This is a genomic window from Enterococcus devriesei, assembly GCF_001885905.1.
Classification (GTDB): domain Bacteria; phylum Bacillota; class Bacilli; order Lactobacillales; family Enterococcaceae; genus Enterococcus_A; species Enterococcus_A devriesei.
This window is the reverse complement of sequence record NZ_JXKM01000060.1, coordinates 1-377: the sequence shown is the minus strand read 5'-3', so window position 1 is coordinate 377 and position 377 is coordinate 1. Positions and strand designations below refer to the sequence as shown.

At 39.5% G+C, this 377-nt stretch carries 1 protein-coding gene; it reads right to left on the bottom strand.

Features of this window, described 5'->3' with window-relative positions:
• On the bottom strand, positions 1–377 hold a 377-nt coding region (locus tag RV00_RS16040; protein ID WP_143141816.1), incomplete at both ends, for an N-6 DNA methylase.

Below are 377 nucleotides of genomic sequence, written 5' to 3'. Positions count from 1 at the left end.
ATAAAATACACTTGTTTAGCTTCGCGTGTTAATGCATCCCCATGAACAACTGTTGCGTTCATTCCTCTCACGATCAAATTGAAAAGTAGAAATGGCAACGCTCTGTCAGATAATTCTTCGCATTGATACAAAAACATTGATGGTCTGTAAAGGAACGGCGATATGCTTATTCGGTCCTGATTCCATTTCTGAATCATTAAACTGCCAGTTCCAGCTGCTACATCTAGATTCTTCGCTGATGGTCCTGCGATTTCTGATAACAGTCTTGAAATAGAATCTGGTGTAAAATCCTGTGCAAACTTCTTCTTGTTTGCGTGTTCCTCTTCAAAATATACATGAAACCAGTCCCGATCCAAACGCCATTCAATCTCCAAAAA